Here is an 18,070-nt window from a genome sequence, read left to right on the forward strand (position 1 = left end):
CACCAGAGATAGATAAATTGGAGGAATAAACATGCGAAAACTATTGTGGACAATATTATTAGCCTTCGCTATCACAGCACTTGCAGCGTGCAATAGCGGGACAAATAAGGAAACAGAAAAACCGAAAGAGACACAAAAAGTGCCGCAGCCGCTTAAAGCCGTGTTAGAGGTTCCTGAAAAGGCGGCCGTGAAGGAAGAAATTAATATGAAGGTGACAGTGTCGCAAGGTGATGAAAAAGTAGCCGATGCCGACAAAGTGGCATTTGAAGTGTGGGAAGATGGAAAGAAAGAAGAAAGTAAAATGATTAAGGCGAAGAACAATGAAGACGGCACATACGAAGCTAAAACTGCCTTTGATCATGACGGCCTCTTTACTGTGCAAGTACACATAGATGCAAGAGCCCTTCATACGATGCCGTTAAAGCCAGTGACTGTCGGAGAAGGAGCAGCTGTCCCAGAAGGCGGGGAACATCATGAACATGGAGAACAAGCAGAACACCACCATCACGGAGATCATTCAGCCGATTTTTCCATGCATTTTATAAAACCTGAAAATGTGAAAGCTAATAACGCTACTCCATTAACTGTTCATTTGCAATTAAAAGAAGTTCCTTTAGAAAACGCTCAGGTTCGCTATGAGATTTGGAATAATAGCCATCCTGATAAACACGATTGGGTCGACGTAAAAGAAAACAAACCTGGCGAATACTCAGGTTCTTATACTTTTGCTGACGCCGGCACGTTCATCGTAAAGGTTCATGTCGAGAATAAAGCAGGACTGCATGAACACGAAGAGCATCAGCTAGAAGTAACAAAATAAATCAATTAAAAAGCGGGCTCTCAAACTGATCTGCCATCAGCTAAGAGACCGCTTTTTATTAGCCTATCTTTTCTCTTTGTCCCATTTCAATACTGCGATCGCAAATCGCTTCTACATCCGCACGATCATGAGTGACGATCATACAGGTAATGTTCGCTTTCTTTAAAATAACGCGCAAATCCTCTCGAATTTCCGCTTTCAAATCAGCATCCAAATTACTGAAGGGCTCGTCCATTAACAGGACGTTAGGTTTTGGGGCCAGTGCCCGCGCTAAAGCGATTCGCTGTTGCTGGCCACCACTTAATTCATGAGGATAGCGCTCAGCAAACTCGCCCATTTTTACTAATTCCAGCATCTCAGCTACCCGGGGTTTCCGTTCTTTACGCGGCAGCCGAGATAATCCGAATAGGATGTTCTCCCCTACTGTCATGTGCGGAAACAGAGCATAATCTTGAAACACCATGCCGACTCCCCTATTTTCCGGCTGGACAAACAATTTATCGGCAACGACTGGCTTTTCAGCAATGTAAATAGAACCTTGCCAAGGCATCTCCAACCCGGCAATTAAACGGAGCATCGTGCTTTTTCCGCTGCCGCTCGGGCCGAGAACTCCAACGATCTCATCCTTCATAATCGTTATAGAAACACCGTTAATCACTGGTTCTCCTTCAGAAGAAAAAGAAAAAACAAGATCCTGGACATCTACAATTTTCATTCTTTCACCTTCTTATTCACCATTTGCAAAACGACAATAGATAGTGCGCTGATCGCAATAATAATTAGCGATGACACCGATGCTTCATGAATTCGCTCATCTTTTGCAAATTGATATGTCTTTGTTGATAATGTTTCGAAGTTGAATGGCCTTAACAACAGAGCAAGCGGCAGTTCTTTGCAAATCTCGACAAATGTTAAGATAAAACCACTAAAGATCGCTCCTTTAATCATCGGCAAATCGACTTTGAAAAAGGTTTTAGTCACACCGCTTCCCAGCATCCGTGACGCTTCTGTATACTTTGTCCCTACCTTTTCAAACCCAACTTCAATGGCGTTATAGCCGGTTGCCATAAAGCGAATCACATAACCGGTTATTAACATCACAATAGATAAACTTAAAATCAATGGGGCATCCGCCATTCCCATCATTTCATAGATTGGCGCAAGCCACTGATCGAGACCAATAAAGATCGCTAGCACTCCGATAGCGATGATAGCCCCTGGGACTGAGTAGCCCGTTGTAATCCACTTCGCTAAAAAGTAGGAAACCGCCGTCTGCTTTCGGCAAACATTTGCTACAATCACAGCTACCACAATAATGATCAGCGTAGAAATCAAAGCTACGTAGAGTGTTTGGTACACCAATGTGAAAAAGGTATCGTTCCATACTTTATCAAACGTTAACACAGCCCACGCAATTAATTGTACGAAAGGAATGAAAAACCCAGCTAAAAACACTAGCGTACAATAAATAAAAGCAGCAGCAGCCCCCATTCCCTTTAACTTCATGGCAGCAAGAGGCCTGGATTTTGCCGGCAAATGATAGCGCTGCCGGCTTCTGAGCAGTCTTTCTATAATAAACATTCCGACAACAATCAGCATCAGCCAAGCCGCAAGCCGCATGGCCGTATTGACATCATACATGCCAAACCACGTTTGAAAAATAGCTGTAGTGATCGTATGAATACCAAAATAGCTTGTTACACCATAATCACTGAGCACTTCGTATATAACAAGAACTACGCCCCCGACAACAGCAGGCCGTGAAAGCGGAAGGACCACTTTTAAGAAAATGAAGAATGGCTTTCTTCCAAGCAGCCTGGCATTTTCAAAAAAGGAAGCACTTTGATGCTCTAAAAAAGATCTCGTAATTAAAAATACATACGGATACAAAAACAGCGTAAAAATGAAAACAGCGCCACGTAAAGACGAAATATTGAGCCATTCCGGGTTCATCTGGTAACCAAATTCATTTCGCAGCGTAGCCTGTATAACTCCCGTATAGCTAAGCATCGACCTGTACGTGTAAGCAGCAATATAAGGAGGAATGGCCAGCGGCAATATAAGCGCCCACCGAAAGAAACGCTTGAGCGGAAAATCGTACATCGTCACGAGCCAAGCAAGCGTTACTCCCAAAATCGCCGTTAGTGCCCCCGTTGAAATAACAAGAATCAACGTTTCTTTTACATATGTCCCTAACAAATACTCCCGGATATGAAACCAATTTTCATTCGGCTTAAAAAATAAAGAAGAGAAAACAAAGAGAATGGGCAACAGTATCACTGTCGCCCCAATTAGACTGATTGCCCACCAGCCGTTAAATTCTTTTCGAATTGAACGTCCTATCAGTTTTCGTTTCACTTTTATTTCCAGCCTACTTTATTAAAGATCGCGATTGCCTTCTGATTATGCTCGCCAAGCTTTTCAAAGTTCAAATCTTGCATTTTGAATTCGCCCCATGACTTAAGCAACTCAGGTTTCTCTGCTTCCTCATTTACCGGGAACTCATAGTTGTTTGCTGATAAAAACTCTTGTGCTTCTTTGCCTGTAACATATTCAATTAATTTTGTTGCATTTTTAGGATGTTTGCTGTATTTCGTTAAGCCAATACCGCTAATATTAACGTGTGTTCCATTTGTTTCTTGGTTCGGGAAGAAAACGCCGAGTCCTTCTGCTACTTTTCTTTCTTCCGCATCCTCTGAGTTCGCTAATAATCCAACATAATACGTATTCATAATCGCTACATCACCGACACCAGCTGCAATGGCCTTCGCTTGATCACGATCTCCGCCATCTGGTTGACGAGCGAAGTTTTTCACGATACCTGCTGCCCATTTTTCCGCTTCTTTTTCACCGTTTAATTCAATGAAAGAAGCGAGCAGGGACTGATTGTACATACTTGTAGAAGAACGTGCAAGCACTTTCCCTTTCCATTTGTCACTTGTTAAATCTTCATATGTTGAAAGATCTTCAGGCTTTACTCTGTCCTTAGAGTAAGCAATTACTCGTGCTCTTGTAGCCATACCTACCCAGTTATTGTCTGCGTCACGGAACTTCGCCGGTACATTTTTCTCTACAACTTCTGACTTTACTGGCTGTAAAATATCATTCTTCTTCGCATTAGCTAAAATGCCGCCGTCTACTGTTACAAATAGATCTGCTTCCGTGCTTTTTCCTTCACGCTTCAAACGTTCGATCAACTCTTCAGCTTCAGCTTTAACGACATTTACTTTAATGCCTGTTTCTTCTGTAAATTTTTTGAATACTTCATCGTCTGCTTCGTAATGTCTCGCTGTGTACACATTAACGACTTTCTCCTCTTGTTTCTCTGGCGCTGGAGTTGCTTTTTCTGGATTATCATCCTTCTCATTGGCTCCGCATCCGGCTAAGCCAAGTGCAAGTACAGCACTTGCCAACATTGGTTTGAAAAGTTTTTTCAGTTTCATTATGTATACCTGCCTCTTTCTTTTATTATGTGATAATGATAATTGTTATCATTCATTGCTTTCTATTCTATTGACTTTTCAACAAAAGGTCAATGGAAATCTCCGAATATTTATTAGTAATTATTGATAAAAAATTAATGACTAGTTAAAATTCCGTCTTCGCCTCCTAGTTTTTTCTATTTTTCTTAATAAAAAAGCCCATCTGATAGATGGACTTTTTGGTTGATTAATTATTAATGTATTTCTCAAACACTTCCCCAAAGTCTTTAAGATGATATTGCTCACGAACAGACGTCATCCATGTAAAGCCGAAGTCTGTCAGCTCACGATACGTATCACCTAACTGTTTCTCGTCGGTGCGGGAATTTTGCAAGATATTCACTGCTTTATCAAGACTCTGCGAAGCCATATCTATGTATATACTATTTTCATGTGTAATTTCCGCAATACGCAGCAAAGCTTTATATAAATCTTTTAATTGTTCAATTTGATCTTTTCGTACATCTATATCGAACATTTGGCTGCCTAATTGAAATTTGATTTCCACGTCCATATCAATTTTGCCTGCTGTTTCGAGAACAACATTAGCAATCTTGTGCTGGGCATACGGATAGCGCTTTAGCGTTCGCTTAGATGATATGGCACTTTCTCCATCTACATGAATGACAGCGAGATTTGTGAAGCAGTATTCATCCGCTTTTGTTTTAATTAAAAAATAAATTTTTTCATCATCTTCATGCATCACATAATCATCAGCATCAGTCTTATCATAATCAGCCGGTGAAATAATCGTCCCAATATCGGATAATCCAAGCGCATCAGCTGCTATTTTTTTAAACATCTACTCATCCTCCTGTAAAAGGTTTAATTGGAATTGCATTCTCCCTAATTTTAACAAGAGCCTAGTATGAAGCAAACTACTTTTTTAATAAACAACGAATGGATAAGAGCATTGAATACAGAACCACTGTTTAAACCATTCGAATCTTTAATCAAAAAATAAGCAGCGACGGAGCTGCCGGGATTTATCACGAGACTCATATTGTCCCTAAAGGACAATACGAAGGTGTCCATGGAAATATGCCGGTCTATGGTTTAGCACATGCAACAGGACATAAAGCAATCACATCTGGCTTACATTCCGCCCTGCAGCGGCTGGAGAACAAGGCGTAAGACAGATCTTAGAGCACACAAAAAAGAGCGTCTCTTCATGACGCTCCCAGCGTGTAAACAAAGTTTAATTTAACACTCTCATTTCTTGATAACGCTTTCTTTTAAGTGAGCACTGAAGAAAGTAAGTATTTGTCTACAGCCAAGGCAACGTTTCTTACTTTGTTCGATATGGCTCTACCCCTCTATAAGCCTTCTCTAGCATCTCTTCTGCTGCTACAAAGAAGATTCCAATTAAAAAGACGAAAACTGCCCCTACAACCGCTCCAATGCCCATTGGTGTTAAAACACTAGAATCAGTTGCAAAGAAACCGATTAAGAAAGTAATAATCCCAAACGCCAGAATAGTTCCGCCAATATACTTTGTTGCATTTAACATTTTTTCCTTATAGTCCATTTTTAACCATCTCCCTTTTCTTAATTATTTCACATTTTCACATTTTCGTCAATTTATTTTTGAAATTTTGACATATTTTATTTATATATTCTATTGACATTTTTATTCGTTTCCAAACATCAATTTTTTATTTCTAAAAGTTTCTAAAAAAAGCAGTCAGAAATATATTGCATATTTCTCTCTAGATTATTTTCCTGTATACTATATATAGAGATAATATAGAATTTTTGCAGGATGGTGAATTTCAGTGCCAATACCTACTGATCATTCAAAGCCGGTACGAAAAACAGCAAAAGAAAGCGCATTCAATCAACTGCAGCAATGGATTATTGACGGTACCTTGCGGCCGGGTGAAAAATTGAATGATAAAGAGCTTGCCGAAGCGTTGGGAGTCAGCAGAACTCCGATTCGTGAATCTTTACAGCTTCTCGAGGCGCAAGGATTTGTAAAAATGTATCCAGGCAAGTCCACGCAGGTAACGGAAGTCGAAGAAGAATCGATGGCCGATCTTCTCCCTCCTTTAGCAGCATTACAGGCATTAGCGGCCGAACTGGCGATCCCTCATTTAACAGATCAAGTGATTTTACTGCTTGAGCATACAAATGAACGATTTGCCCAAGCAGTTCGTTCGAAAAATTACTTTGTTGCTTTAAAGATTGATGAAGAGTTCCATCAAATTATCGTTGACACGGCTAATAATCCCTATCTTCTTAAAATGATTCCGTCCCTACAGTCACATGTCAGAAGATTATTTTTCCATAATTCGATTGTTTTAACAGAAGAGTCGATCGAAGAGCATACAGCACTCATTGAATATTTGAAAGAGCGTGATGCAGCAAAGGCTTCTGAAAGCATGAGAAGAAATTGGCTTCGTATCATCAAAGAATTTCATTCACTCGTATGTGAATGAAGATGAGAGCCTGTTCTCCTAGCACGGGAGAACAGGCTCTGAAGATTCATTGTTATTTGCAGAATGTTTTTGATCTTAATGACGAACTCTGCAGATGAGAAAGTGTTTGTTGTTAACATAAAAGCAGGTTTCCTTGAATAAGGAAACCTGCTTTTATTATGCTTCAACTGTATTTAATTTTTGAAAACGAGCAATGATTCCTGTGATAAGAATCACGATTAAAACTGGCAGTAACCAACCGAGTCCCTGGCTGTATAACGGTAATACTTGTTCATAAAAGGCCACTACGGCTTTCACCCAGTTAAAGTACGCAATCCCAAATGAGTCACAGAATGTTTTGATTCCATCGATTGTGCTAATCATCAATGCTACGATTGTTGCGGCGACATACACAACGCGCGAATGGTTAAACAACGGTGACAAGAATGTTAAAAGCATCAACGTAACCGCTAGCGGGTAGAGGAACATTAAAACTGGAATTGAATACATAATAATGTTAGATAAACCGAAGTTTGCGATGACGAACGAAAATACTGAGAAGAAAACAACAAACTTTTTATAGCTTATTTTTGGCATTAAAGTGTTGAAATACTCACCGCAGGCTGTAATCAATCCAATGCTTGTTGTTAAGCATGCCAATATGATGATCACGGCTAACATGACTGATCCGAAACTTCCGAAATAATAAGAAGCTGCGCTGTTCAAAACAGGGCCACCTGTTTCAAAGACACCAAATTTCTCCGTGCTTGTAGCACCTAAATAAGCAATTCCGACATAAATGACAGCAAGGAAAGTAATCGCTACAGTACCTGATTTTATAGTTGCAGACAACACTTCACCTTTAGAGGTTACACCCATCGCACGAATAGCGTTAATTACAATAATTCCAAACACAAGTGAAGCAAGTGCATCCATCGTGTTGTACCCTTCTAAAAAGCCTTTTACAAATGCACCGCTTGTATACATTTCCTGTGGAGCTTCAATAGATCCCATTGGTTTCACAATCACTGTAATAAGCAATACAAAAAGCAATATAATCAGCGCAGGCGAAAGAATTTTCCCAACCCGATCGACGATCTTTGAAGGGTTTAGTGAAAGCCACATCGTAACCCCAAAAAACACTAATGTGAAAATGAACAGACCCATTTGAGCAGAACCTTCACCTACAAACGGCGAAATTCCAATATCATAAGCAACCGTTCCTGTACGCGGAGTAGCAAAGAACGGACCAATTGTTAAATAAAGAAGAGACGTAAAAATAACGGCATAAATCGGATGAATCCGGCTTGCAAGCTCTTGTAAGTTAGAGCTTCCTGAGAAGCCCATTGCCAAAATACCGAGGAATGGCAATCCGACTCCTGTAGTTAAAAAGCCAATGACTGCTGGCCATACGTTCGTACCCGCATTTTGGCCAAGCTGCGCGGGGAAGATAAGATTGCCCGCTCCGAAGAATAAAGCAAACAGCATAACTCCTATTGCAAGGTAAGCTGAAAATGGTAATTTCGTCTTCATATAATTATTCCTTTCCAAAATACAAAATCTATTTTCGCTCAATAAAGATCTTCGTTTGAAGTATGCAATATATCGCTAGAACTATCTTACTTCTATTGCTCTATAATTTCAATATATTATTGTAAAATATTTTGAAGATTTAAAAATGATCAAACCTCTTGTTGTAAAAAGAGAAATAACTTACCATTTCTTCATAACGCTTTATTCTATTTTATTTTTTCAATATTAAGATAATTTTTCCCTCTCATTAGTTGTCCACTTTGCCTTTACCCAAACTAATAGCAATATATACATTTTCGCGTTGATTAATAAATGAATGAAATAAACATCCTAAAAAATTTAGGATGTCCAAATTTAGCCGCTGTTTTCACTGCCAGCTTCATTAGCTAGTGAGCTTTAGCAAATTAGCTGCTTCACTTTCACTAATATCTTTAATCATGGTTAGTTCGCTAATTAAAATTCTTCTAGCACGATCTAACATTTGTTTCTCACTTGAATTAAGCGGTTTTTCTTTTTCATAATTCAATAAGTCCCGAACTACCTCAGCGGTGTCTTGCATTTCACCTGTTTTCATTTTTTCTGTATTTCTTTTTAGCCGCTCTTTCCACGAGAGCGAGCAGTCTGATACCTCATGGTGAAAGTCAAACAATATATCTTTTGCCACTGTTTTGCTAGTAATGGAACGTATTCGTGATTTCTCGATCACTTTTACAGGAATCATTACGTTCATTTTACTAAGAGGAATGGTAATGACACAATATTCTTGTGTCTTCCCTTGGATCTCCTTTTCTTCTATGGCTTCGACGATGCCCGCCCCATACATTGGATAGAAAACCTTGTCGCCAGTCTGAAACAAATCATCCACCTCCATATTACTTACATCTTCTATGTTATCACACCTCCGTTTTTTTCACAAATAAACAAATATATCATATATCTTTTTTGTCAGTCAACACTTTTAAACTGTTTTTATGTACAAAATCTTTAAATTTTTAAAGTGAAAAATTGCTTTTATCTTAATAGTAAAACGGCAATCATCCTAACCCTCATGGAATAATCCCCCTTTTCTTCCTTATTATAATAAATCGTCTAATAAAGCCAAAAAGACGTGTAGTGTTTCTACACGTCAAATGAAATAATATTCATCATCATAACATTGTGGTTCGGCTGTTTTTCTCTCTTTTTACCGATAACATTTAGAGTCTTTTGTTAGGATACAACAACAAGTAACTTTCTTCTATTCATCTCAGCTTGCAACAGTGAAATGAAATCGATAGAAAGATTTAGCTCCTTTGCTTGGCAATAAACCTTTATTAACTGCTTATCACTCAGTAATATTAAGGTAGAGTTCATCACTAATCCCCTTACGAGATAAAAAGTCACAGTTTACTTCACTTAGAAAAGCCCCAATGCGTTTGGTGTATAACTCACAAGCAAGTTCTTCGTTTGTTGATAATGCTGAAGCATCATTCTATGAGTTTCTCTCCCAATACCTGACTGCTTATAACCGCCAAATGCAGCATGTGCCGGATATAGATGATAGCAGTTAGTCCAAACGCGCCCTGCTTTAATGGCACGCCCCATACGATAAGCAGTGTTGGCGTCACGCGTCCAAACTCCCGCTCCTAAACCGTACAGTGTATCGTTGGCTATTCTTAACGCTTCTTCTTCATTCTTAAAGGTTGTAACAGATACAACTGGTCCAAAAATCTCTTCTTGAAAAATGCGCATATCGTTATTGCCCTTGAAAACAGTAGGTTTAATATAATAGCCTTCCTTAAGATCTCCTTCGAGAATATTTCGTTCACCACCAATTAAACATTCAGCTTTCTCTTCTCGAGCAATGTCCATGTATGACAAAATTTTCTCAACTTGCTCCATAGAAGATTGTGCGCCAATCATTGTATCTGTATCTAATGGGTTTCCTTGTTTTATTTTTCCAATCCTCGCAAGAGCACGTTCCATGAATTCGTCGTATATTGCCTCGTGAATAAGTGCCCGGGATGGACAAGTACATACCTCTCCCTGATTAAGTGCAAAAAGCAGAAATCCTTCAATGGCTTTATCAAAAAACTCATCATCTTGCGCCATGACGTCAGAAAAAAAGATATTTGGTGACTTCCCACCGAGTTCAAGTGTAACAGGGATAATATTTTGAGAAGCATATTGCATAATTAAGCGTCCAGTTGATGTTTCACCAGTAAACGCAATTTTTGCAATTCGCGGACTTGTTGCAAGCGCTTTTCCAGCCTCTACCCCAAAACCATTTACAATATTTAAAACTCCTGAAGGGAGGATGTCTTCAATTAGTTCTGCTAGAACCATAATTGAGGCGGGAGTTTGTTCAGCAGGTTTTAATACAACACAATTTCCTGCAGCTAAAGCAGGAGCCAATTTCCAGCAAGCCATTAAAATAGGAAAGTTCCAAGGAATAATTTGTCCCACTACTCCTAATGGTTCATGAAAGTGATAAGCTACCGTATTTTCATCAATTTCACTAATGCTTCCTTCTTCTCCTCGCAACACGCCAGCAAAATAGCGAAAGTGATCGATAGCTAAGGGGATATCAGCGGCCATCGTTTCACGTATAGGCTTTCCGTTATCCCACGTTTCTGCTATGGCCAGCTGTTCTTGATTTTCTTCCATCCGATCGGCAATTTTGTTAAGAAGGCGGGAACGTTCCGCTGCCGAAGTACGTTCCCATGCATCCTTTGCCTTATAGGCTGCATCGAGAGCAAGCTCAATGTCTTCCTTTGTAGAGCGCGCTACTTTACAAAAGGCTTTTCCGTTTATCGGCGAAATATTATCAAAATAATTACCTTGTACCGGAGAAACCCAATTGCCTCCAATGTAGTTATCATATTTTTCTTTAAAACGCACCTTGGATTGCTCTTGTTTAGGTTGTAGATAGATCACATTAACTCCTCCATTTTTAAAAATATTCAGTTAATTCGCTTTATTGATGCCTCTATACTGAATAATGATGGGTTAAAAGGCATCTCGAAGTCCTCTTAGAAAAGATAGAAAAATGTACATACCTTCTCAATATGTACATTTTTTCTCTTTAGCAAATCGAAAAAAGCACTTCATACCATTCTGGGCTACAAGTTGAATATCTTTATTTCCACCAGAGGAAGAAGCACTTTTTTCAATCTTCTAAGACTAATAAGACAGCCTATTAGCATGAAGTTCTTAATCACTTGTTTATTCGTTAACCTCAAAGGAATCCACGATGCCAACAATGGCAGCGTCAATTGGAGGTCTTTTCTCTTCAGCTACTTTTTGTGCCGCCAGGCCCTGAGTGATCAACACTAATTCACCAACACCAGCCCCTAGTCTGTCCATGGCAATCACATGATTTCCCTGATGCTCTCTCTTTGCATTTAAAGGCTGAGTGATGAGGAGCTTAATGTTTTCCATTCCTTTTTCCTTTTGGGTTGTCCAAACACTTCCTATTACTCTTGCTAGGAGCATATTTACTCATCCCTTTTGGCAATTTTAATAGTTAACTTTTTTTCTTTTAATAGATCTTTTGCCAATGGAGAAACGATTGTACCCTTAGCAACATAAATGACATTGTTCGGTATATGTGATTGCGCTTGAATCCATTCAGCAGTAAGAAGTCTCTTTCTGAACAGTAAAGAATCTTCATAAAATTGCAAGCCTTCATTGGCGCTCTCTAGACTTTCAGGTGCATTTGCTTCTATCTTCTGACTAAACTGTTCAATTACCTTATCGGCCAAATCCTTTTGCAGCTCAAACTGAACACCAAGTTCATTCATTTGTTCCGCATAGTTTTTAAACCGTTTTTGATAAGGGGCTGGTAAGGAAAGCGTCTTTAAGCAGCGACGGTCTGCACGTTTTATTCCCGGAACATCGGCCCCAATCAAAATAAATTTCTGAAGCATGAGTGCGGAAAAGATGATTTCCGCCTTAATGGTTCCTTTTAAGCCCATTGCGACACGGGCAGCATTATCCAGGTCAATTTCAGGAATAATAATTCCATCATATTCTTTTGGCAGCTCAATCGCTGCTGGGGAATATTCGTCAGCTGCAATAATTCGTCCAGAACCGCTTGATTCTACTCTTTGCATGCCAAGCCATGATGATGTTTCGCCATCTAGAAACAAAATATCATATGCAATATTTGCATTTTTCAGTTTAATAAACTGATCTGTGAACGGTTCATGTGCCGAGCTATCACAAAAGACAAATAATACATTTCCATTTTTCCTTGTTTCTTTCTCGGTTTTAATGGACTGTACAACTTCTCGTACAACCGACTCAACCATCTCACGAATATCTATCCTCCTCACCCCCTCGGTCGGGATAGGAATTCACCATTTTTCCCGATTATTTGTACATAGTCCCCCGTTTTTAAACCTGCCGCATTCCCCTCGTCCAAATCAATATGAAAATCTAAACGGTAACTTGATGATACGCGAACGATTACATCTGAAAAAATAATGGAACGCTCCCCCGTTGTTTGGATGAGTAATGTATCTCCATGCTCAACTCCCAATTTTTGAGCGTCTTCAGGAGACATATGCACATGACGCTTTGCTACAATGACTCCCCGTTGAAGAGAGATACACCCTTTTGGTCCAATCAGTGTCAAACCTGGAGTATCTTCAATTATGCCTGACAACCGTACAGGCGGATGGACTCCTAATTGAAATCCATCCGTTATGGATATTTCTACTTGGGTCTCTCCCCTTGCCGGCCCAAGAATTCTTACATCTTTGATAATCCCTTTTGGCCCTAGCAAAGTTAATTGCTCTTTAGCAGCAAATTGGCCCGGCTGTGACAAATCCCGATAAGGAGTTAGATGATAATCATCACCAAACAGTGAATGAATATCCTGTGTCGATAAATGAATATGTCGATTGGAAACTCCAACTGGAACCATAAAGTCTGTTATGCTTTCTTTTAAATTTGGAAGAGACTTATCAGAGTGCCGGTTCGTAATTGCGATCTTTCTATCTCTTAAGAAATCCATTGCAGCCGGTGTAATTTTCTCGTCCCCATTAATAGTATAAGGATTAGGAATCCCCTTTTTTAACATCGCCCTTAATTTGGATTCCGTAATAACCGTCATCGACTAAAAGATTACCCTTCCAATTTTGGAAGAATAAGCTCAATATCTGAATGAGGACGTGGGATTACATGCACAGAAACTAATTCTCCAATACTTTCAGCAGCCACAGCTCCCGCGTCTACAGATGCTTTAACGGCTCCTACATCTCCACGTACCATCACTGTTACTAATCCGCCACCTGCATGAACCTTACCAATCAATTTTACATTTGCCGCTTTCGACATGGCATCGGCAGCTTCTACCGCCCCTACCAATCCTTTTGTTTCAATCATTCCTAATGCTCCCATTTCTACGCTCATTCTTTATGCCCCCTTCAGGTTATAATTTTAGTTCTTGTAATACACTTTTTACGATATCCATAACTTCCGCTCTTGAGATACTTCTCTCATTCGCTGGAGGAGTGCTTTGGTTGCTTGTCTCACCTAATGAATGTTCATTTTTCATTTCCCGCACTCCAAAAGCAATGCGTTTAGTATTCAGTAAATGTTCAGGCCCGATGTTATCCGATGAAACATTATTGCCGTATGTTCCGCAGCCTAACGTCATAGATGGTGCAATGCCCGTTGTAGCACCAATCCCGCCAAATGTTGTCCCTGAATTCACAATCACTCGGGAAACCTTTTGCTCTAAGCCGAATCTTTCAATGATATCCTGATTTTCAGCATGAATCCCAATTGTGTGTCCCAGGCCGCCTAGTTCAAGCAATTCATTACATACATTACTGGCTTCCTGCGAATCCTGCACAGTGTAAAGAGCCAAAATCGGAGAGAGTTTTTCCAGTGAAAAAGGATGAGATTTCCCTACGTTTGTTTCTTCTGCAATTAATAATTTAGCTTTTTCCGGAATGATTATTTTTGCCATTTCAGCTAATCGCTGAGGAGATTTCCCCACAATACTTGGATTCAATCTTCCATTGACGAGAATGATATCTTCTATTCTTTTCTTTTCGTACTCATCTAGAAAATAAGCTCCTTCACTTTCTAGCTCTCTCTTCACTTTTCGTTTGATAGACTGTTCTACCACAATGGCTTGCTCAGAGGCACAAATCGTTCCATAGTCAAAAGTTTTGCTTTGTATGATTTGTTTTACAGCTTTTCCTAGGTTAGCACTTGAATGAATATAAACTGGCACATTGCCCGGACCGACACCAAAAGCAGGCTTTCCTGAACTATACGCAGCTTTTACCATGTCTGTTCCGCCAGTAGCCAAAATAAGATCTGTCAGCTTATGATTCATTAACTCACGAGCTGAAGCGAGAGTTGGATTGGTAACACATGAAATCAACCCATCGGGTGCACCAGCTCTTTGTGCTGCTTCTTGCAGCACCTTGACCGCTTCATTTGTACACTTAGCGGCAGAAGGATGCGGACTAAAGACAATTGCGTTTCTTGACTTTGCCGCAATCAGCGCTTTAAAGATTGCTGTCGAAGTCGGATTTGTTGAAGGAACAATTCCTGCTACTATGCCGACAGGTTCAGCTACTTCCCATACTTGCTCCTGCTCATTTCGAGAGATGATTCCTACTGTTTTCTTTGCTTTTATGGATTCATAGACATCGCGCGAGGCAAATAAGTTTTTAGTCAATTTATCTTCCACTTTTCCGTAACCTGTCTCATCGACAGCCATGGATGCCAGTCTCCCCGCTTCCTGCGAAGCAACTTGAGCCATGCTATGAACAATTCGATCTACTTCATCCTGAGTCATGTTTCTCATTTTTGCCTGCGCTAATTTTGCCTGTTGTAAAAGTTGTCTTCCTTCTTGAACGGATTCAAGATCAGTATCCAGCATCATAACTTATCCCCACCTTTCCCATCCTGAAACTCATTTAAATGTTTAATTAAATCCTCTTTTTTAGCGGTTGAAATTTCTTGGGGTGATAGAGGAAACTCTGTTAAAGAATTAGCTAATTTTCTTAACTCTTGGATATTCTTTTTGTTTAAATCTTTGAACTTTACATCACTGTTTTCCTTATTGGGTACAACAATTGGCTGTTCAACTCTTTCAAATATCTTTTCACCAGGAGGATCATTTGGCTGATCTTGTTTTTGTTCAGCCAGCTCCGGAAAAATCATGGTCATTACATGATCATCTGGCCTCGCTAGAACATGTGAATGTCGAAATTGCCCCACTCTCTTGGCTACTTCTGTACCTACAGCGACAGCTGATTGCACTGAAGCTACATCACCCACTATATAAATGGTAACAATCCCCGAATCCGCCCCTTGATATGTAGCAATTTTTACATCTGCTGCTTTGGATGCGGCATCTGCAGCTGCAAACATGGCGGGGAATCCAATAGTTTCGACCATACCCAATGCGTAGGTATTTTTTTTCAATCACTCTCACCTCTTCACCTCATAGCTATTTCAAAAATTGAAATAAGCTTCTTATAGGCTGACAGAACCAATTCTTATTGTTTACTCTCCATTGGCTAAGCGCATATTAATCTTAGGAATTAATTGGTCTAATTCTCCAATACTATCAATGACATAATGAGCCCCTGCTTTTTTAAACCGTTCTGCTACTGCTTCCATCTTTTCTGCTAAGGTATCTGGATCAAGCGCCCTTACTTCCTCTTCCTTTAATCCTAATTCACTGCCGCCTTTTATCACTCCCACAGTCCAGGCTCCCGCATTTCTTCCCTCTTTAATGTCGCTAATCGTATCGCCTACTTTAATAAAATGCTTCATTGGATAGACACCCAAATTTATAGCATTTTGATAACACATCCAAGGAAGAGGCCGTCCTGCCGGCATCTCACTTGGTGTTACTAACGAATCCGGTGCATAGCCTTTTTTCTTTGCTTCTCTAGTGACAATTTCCATCATTTCGGCCGTATATCCAGTTGTTGAACCAATCTTGATTCCTTGTCTTCTTAACCGATCAACCAATTCGAGAGCTCCTGGAACTGGAGTACAGTAATTAGGCAAAATAGAAAATAGCATTGGCTCAAAATCTTCATATAGTTCGTCTATGTCTCTCTTTTCAGGTAATGCACCAAACTTCTCTTTCCATAACTGTGCAATACGATCCATGCTACACATTTCCTGTATATGATCCCACTTCAGTAACCCCATCGGTGCGCGCGCTTCTTCATCCGTCACTTCTATTCCCCTTTTTCTAAATATTTCCTTAAAAACATCCAAGGGTGCAAAGCAACCATAGTCAACAACAGTTCCTGCCCAGTCAAAAATAATGGCTTCAACCTGGGGAGATTGATTATTCAAAGCACTAACCTCCTTTATACACAACTAAAACTTCACTTTTTATTTCACTATAAAAATGAGTGATCATTTGAATTTAGGTCGTACAGCTTGTGAGTTTAATAATAGAAGAAACACATTTTCCGCATTTTCTTCCTACTTGATTAGATTAATAGATTCATTTATTTAGCTCCGGATGGCTTCTTCTTTTTCTAACGCTTCATTCACTGTTTTGATTTCTTCATGGACATGAATGTCTCTTTTCTTTAGTTCATTAAAAATCATGGCAGGTTCAAAAGCTTCTTCAGGAATTAACACACCTGTTTTTTTGACCATTCCTTTGGCCAAAATTTCTGTTGCAATAGCCATTGGAATTCCAACATTTCTAGTGTAGGCTCTGAGCTGTTCCCATCCTTTTACGGAGCCATCGCTTGCAGGGTGTGTATGATACAATATATGCCGCTTTCTAGTACCGTTCTTTGTCCCGATAACTTCTACATGTAGAGAATAACCGTACAGCTCTGTTTCTTGGCCCTCTTTCGACTGAAGCAAATAATCGCCGATAATATCCATCAGACCAGTCTCTGTGCCATTAACATTGACTGTAGGATTGCGCATGATCCCATAATCATAGAGGCTTCGAACTAACCGCATATTCTTTTCTGGCCAAGTGCCCCTTACTTCAATTAACTGCACTCCCTTATTTGCAAGTGCCTTCGCAAGAGTACGCGTTTCGGAGTGTGGAATGATGTATTGCATTGTCTCGCCATAAGGTTCAGGCAGGTGTATCTTCCTAGGTCTAGCAAAAGGAGGAACTTGCACAAACTCTCCTTTTTCAAAAATAATCCGGCCTGGAAGGTCTGGGTCATATTCATAAGTAGTTGTTTCCGTTATAGACTTTGAAAAGGCAATAGGCCTAAAAGAACCGTGGCTGACTCTAACAGATTCGACTTCATCAAGTTGGTTGGCAGCATGCATCGCCATCATTTGTGTTACGCCAGGAGTCATTCCAAAGCCTGGAACCGCTGTTTTGTTATTCTTTTTGAATACCTCTGAAAACTCATCCTCGGCTCCGAATCCATTTAAATTAATGCCATGACAGCCGGCTTCTGCAATACACGCTGTAGAAATACCGTTTAATGTAATAGCCGTACCATCCATTACAACGTCATAGCCTTTCATTTGCTCAACGGTTTCGTCATGATTCATTACATTTACTTTTACAAAATTGACACGTGGATCATGCAATTGTTTAACTAATTCAAGTCCTAATTCTTCGTTGAAGTCGCCAATCGTAATTTCATCGAACTCCGAATACTCGACAAGATCAAGAACAGCCTCTCTACAAATCCGTCCAGCTCCCCCTAGACAAAAAACCTTCACTCCATCACCCCTTGAAGTTTTTAAATATTCACTCAATTTATGAGTTAATTGGATTATAGCATGGCGAAATTGTTTTGTCTTGTTTTTTATTGTTTTTTCTTTGCACTTTTTTTCGAAATAGCTAATTTATTTGA

Annotated in this window: 20 protein-coding genes; 3 read left to right on the plus strand and 17 right to left on the minus strand. The window is 39.8% G+C overall.

Annotated elements, in window-relative coordinates:
- The first annotated feature begins 31 nt into the window (after window positions 1-31).
- Window positions 32-820 carry a FixH family protein gene (locus A8F95_RS06825; RefSeq protein WP_065409866.1) on the plus strand — a complete coding sequence of 263 codons (789 nt, stop codon included), beginning with the start codon at window positions 32-34 and terminating at the stop codon, window positions 818-820.
- A 58-nt stretch (window positions 821-878) separates the two neighbouring features.
- On the opposite strand, the gene A8F95_RS06830 is transcribed toward A8F95_RS06825, so the two are convergent.
- From A8F95_RS06830 to A8F95_RS06845, 4 genes are all read right to left on the minus strand, one after another.
- Window positions 879-1,535, minus strand: coding sequence for an ABC transporter ATP-binding protein (locus A8F95_RS06830; protein WP_065409867.1), 657 nt, complete (start codon window positions 1,533-1,535; stop codon window positions 879-881).
- On the minus strand, window positions 1,532-3,178 hold the full coding sequence (locus A8F95_RS06835; RefSeq protein WP_245671169.1) for an ABC transporter permease: 1,647 nt from the start codon (window positions 3,176-3,178) through the stop codon (window positions 1,532-1,534). Before A8F95_RS06835 ends, A8F95_RS06830 begins: the two co-directional genes overlap by 4 nt.
- Before the next feature lie 2 nt (window positions 3,179-3,180).
- Complete coding sequence (locus tag A8F95_RS06840) at window positions 3,181-4,263, minus strand: Fe(3+) ABC transporter substrate-binding protein (protein WP_065409869.1); 1,083 nt, start codon at window positions 4,261-4,263, stop codon at window positions 3,181-3,183.
- 226 nt (window positions 4,264-4,489) lie between these two features.
- Window positions 4,490-5,104: a PH domain-containing protein gene (locus A8F95_RS06845; protein ID WP_049664639.1), complete on the minus strand. Its 615-nt coding sequence runs from the start codon at window positions 5,102-5,104 to the stop codon at window positions 4,490-4,492.
- Between the two features lie 143 nt (window positions 5,105-5,247).
- On the opposite strand from A8F95_RS06845, the gene A8F95_RS21635 reads away from it, so the two are divergent.
- Window positions 5,248-5,436 (plus strand): monooxygenase family protein, encoded by a 189-nt coding sequence (locus tag A8F95_RS21635; protein ID WP_281181745.1) that lies wholly within the window; start codon window positions 5,248-5,250, stop codon window positions 5,434-5,436.
- Window positions 5,437-5,590: 154 nt separating this feature from the next.
- On the opposite strand, the gene A8F95_RS06850 is transcribed toward A8F95_RS21635, so the two are convergent.
- Window positions 5,591-5,812, minus strand: coding sequence for a DUF4407 domain-containing protein (locus tag A8F95_RS06850; protein ID WP_245671171.1), 222 nt, complete (start codon window positions 5,810-5,812; stop codon window positions 5,591-5,593).
- Window positions 5,813-6,077: 265 nt separating this feature from the next.
- Between A8F95_RS06850 and A8F95_RS06855 the strand changes: the two genes are divergently transcribed.
- Window positions 6,078-6,740: a GntR family transcriptional regulator gene (locus tag A8F95_RS06855; RefSeq protein ID WP_065409871.1), complete on the plus strand. Its 663-nt coding sequence runs from the start codon at window positions 6,078-6,080 to the stop codon at window positions 6,738-6,740.
- A gap of 156 nt (window positions 6,741-6,896) precedes the next feature.
- Here the strand turns inward: A8F95_RS06855 and brnQ are convergent, their stop codons facing one another.
- The 12 genes from brnQ to A8F95_RS06910 form a co-directional block, all read right to left on the minus strand.
- Window positions 6,897-8,252, minus strand: a complete 1,356-nt coding sequence (gene brnQ / locus A8F95_RS06860) for a branched-chain amino acid transport system II carrier protein (RefSeq protein WP_065409872.1) — start codon at window positions 8,250-8,252, stop codon at window positions 6,897-6,899.
- A gap of 382 nt (window positions 8,253-8,634) precedes the next feature.
- Entirely contained in the window at window positions 8,635-9,123 is a 489-nt protein-coding gene (locus A8F95_RS06865) for a CarD family transcriptional regulator (RefSeq protein WP_095407455.1), read from the minus strand.
- A 338-nt stretch (window positions 9,124-9,461) separates the two neighbouring features.
- On the minus strand, window positions 9,462-9,605 hold the full coding sequence (gene sda / locus A8F95_RS21640) for a sporulation histidine kinase inhibitor Sda (RefSeq protein ID WP_077247254.1): 144 nt from the start codon (window positions 9,603-9,605) through the stop codon (window positions 9,462-9,464).
- Window positions 9,606-9,647: 42 nt separating this feature from the next.
- A complete protein-coding gene (gene adh, locus A8F95_RS06870) occupies window positions 9,648-11,168 on the minus strand; it encodes an aldehyde dehydrogenase (protein WP_065409874.1) in 1,521 nt (506 codons plus the stop codon).
- Between the two features lie 288 nt (window positions 11,169-11,456).
- A complete protein-coding gene (locus A8F95_RS06875; RefSeq protein WP_065409875.1) occupies window positions 11,457-11,726 on the minus strand; it encodes a EutN/CcmL family microcompartment protein in 270 nt (89 codons plus the stop codon).
- 2 nt (window positions 11,727-11,728) lie between these two features.
- On the minus strand, window positions 11,729-12,568 hold the full coding sequence (locus tag A8F95_RS06880) for a hypothetical protein (RefSeq protein ID WP_342669942.1): 840 nt from the start codon (window positions 12,566-12,568) through the stop codon (window positions 11,729-11,731).
- Entirely contained in the window at window positions 12,565-13,350 is a 786-nt protein-coding gene (pduL, locus tag A8F95_RS06885) for a phosphate propanoyltransferase (RefSeq protein ID WP_065409876.1), read from the minus strand. The genes A8F95_RS06880 and pduL overlap by 4 nt, the downstream gene beginning before the upstream one ends.
- Before the next feature lie 11 nt (window positions 13,351-13,361).
- Window positions 13,362-13,649, minus strand: a complete 288-nt coding sequence (locus A8F95_RS06890; RefSeq protein WP_065409877.1) for a BMC domain-containing protein — start codon at window positions 13,647-13,649, stop codon at window positions 13,362-13,364.
- A gap of 19 nt (window positions 13,650-13,668) precedes the next feature.
- Entirely contained in the window at window positions 13,669-15,141 is a 1,473-nt protein-coding gene (locus tag A8F95_RS06895) for an acetaldehyde dehydrogenase (acetylating) (RefSeq protein WP_065409878.1), read from the minus strand.
- Window positions 15,138-15,686, minus strand: a complete 549-nt coding sequence (locus A8F95_RS06900) for a BMC domain-containing protein (RefSeq protein WP_065409879.1) — start codon at window positions 15,684-15,686, stop codon at window positions 15,138-15,140. The genes A8F95_RS06895 and A8F95_RS06900 overlap by 4 nt, the downstream gene beginning before the upstream one ends.
- An 81-nt stretch (window positions 15,687-15,767) precedes the next feature.
- The gene (gene phnX, locus A8F95_RS06905; RefSeq protein WP_065409880.1) at window positions 15,768-16,577 is read right to left on the minus strand and encodes a phosphonoacetaldehyde hydrolase; all 810 of its coding nucleotides are present in this window, start codon (window positions 16,575-16,577) and stop codon (window positions 15,768-15,770) included.
- Between the two features lie 162 nt (window positions 16,578-16,739).
- Window positions 16,740-17,936 carry a saccharopine dehydrogenase family protein gene (locus A8F95_RS06910; protein WP_065409881.1) on the minus strand — a complete coding sequence of 399 codons (1,197 nt, stop codon included), beginning with the start codon at window positions 17,934-17,936 and terminating at the stop codon, window positions 16,740-16,742.
- Window positions 17,937-18,070 lie beyond the last annotated feature (134 nt).

It is taken from the genome of Pseudobacillus wudalianchiensis (assembly GCF_001685015.1).
GTDB lineage: Bacteria > Bacillota > Bacilli > Bacillales > Domibacillaceae > Pseudobacillus > Pseudobacillus wudalianchiensis.

Excerpts from the sequence above, each read along its gene's own strand:
- A8F95_RS06840 (WP_065409869.1), bottom strand. The coding sequence starts at position 4,263 with ATGAAACTGAAAAAACTTTTCAAACCAATGTTGGCAAGTGCTGTACTT.
- A8F95_RS06825 (WP_065409866.1), top strand. The coding sequence starts at position 32 with ATGCGAAAACTATTGTGGACAATATTATTAGCCTTCGCTATCACAGCA.
- A8F95_RS06875 (WP_065409875.1), bottom strand. The coding sequence starts at position 11,726 with ATGCTCCTAGCAAGAGTAATAGGAAGTGTTTGGACAACCCAAAAGGAA.
- A8F95_RS06850 (WP_245671171.1), bottom strand. The coding sequence starts at position 5,812 with ATGTTAAATGCAACAAAGTATATTGGCGGAACTATTCTGGCGTTTGGG.
- brnQ (WP_065409872.1), bottom strand. The coding sequence starts at position 8,252 with ATGAAGACGAAATTACCATTTTCAGCTTACCTTGCAATAGGAGTTATG.
- A8F95_RS06830 (WP_065409867.1), bottom strand. The coding sequence starts at position 1,535 with ATGAAAATTGTAGATGTCCAGGATCTTGTTTTTTCTTTTTCTTCTGAA.
- A8F95_RS06845 (WP_049664639.1), bottom strand. The coding sequence starts at position 5,104 with ATGTTTAAAAAAATAGCAGCTGATGCGCTTGGATTATCCGATATTGGG.
- sda (WP_077247254.1), bottom strand. The coding sequence starts at position 9,605 with ATGAACTCTACCTTAATATTACTGAGTGATAAGCAGTTAATAAAGGTT.
- pduL (WP_065409876.1), bottom strand. The coding sequence starts at position 13,350 with ATGACGGTTATTACGGAATCCAAATTAAGGGCGATGTTAAAAAAGGGG.
- A8F95_RS06865 (WP_095407455.1), bottom strand. The coding sequence starts at position 9,123 with ATGGAGGTGGATGATTTGTTTCAGACTGGCGACAAGGTTTTCTATCCA.
- A8F95_RS06890 (WP_065409877.1), bottom strand. The coding sequence starts at position 13,649 with ATGAGCGTAGAAATGGGAGCATTAGGAATGATTGAAACAAAAGGATTG.
- A8F95_RS06895 (WP_065409878.1), bottom strand. The coding sequence starts at position 15,141 with ATGATGCTGGATACTGATCTTGAATCCGTTCAAGAAGGAAGACAACTT.